The following is a 482-nucleotide window of genomic DNA, read 5'->3' on the forward strand; positions in this document are numbered from 1 at the left end:
TAAAATACAAACGTATTGCACCAAAAATCAGACGAGGTGATTTCGTATACTGGTCAACACCGGTAAGCCCGCAAAAACTTATTGATGTTTCTCCACTAACTTTAGGGGATAAATATTTCGGATACAGTGGCGATAATTGGGTAATTACCAATAAAAACACGGTTATGAAAGTGGGTAAAGGATATATCATCCGTGGGCCGCAAACCTATTCGCTGACAGTAAAAGCAGATTATCCTGCTGAATTTAATGGTGTGCCCAATAATGGTGTAATTTTAGGTGAAACACTAACGGCAGGCAAACCTTATTTGATCGGTAATCCATATCCTTCTGCCCTGAGCGCCAAAAAATTCCTGGACCAAAACACAGCTATTTTAGAAGGAACCCTGTATTTCTGGACCCATAATACACCGGTTACCTTAACAGGTGCCTACACTTATACTTCAGATGATTATGCCAGTTATAATTTAACGGGAAGCACAGTG

General features: G+C 40.0%; 1 pseudogene. It reads left to right on the forward strand.

Features of this window, described 5'->3' with window-relative positions:
- Positions 1–482, forward strand: a pseudogene (locus RT99_RS25465) (calcium-binding protein); the annotation flags it as partial.

The sequence above is a fragment of the Flavobacterium sp. MEB061 genome (assembly GCF_000834715.1).
GTDB lineage: Bacteria > Bacteroidota > Bacteroidia > Flavobacteriales > Flavobacteriaceae > Flavobacterium > Flavobacterium pectinovorum.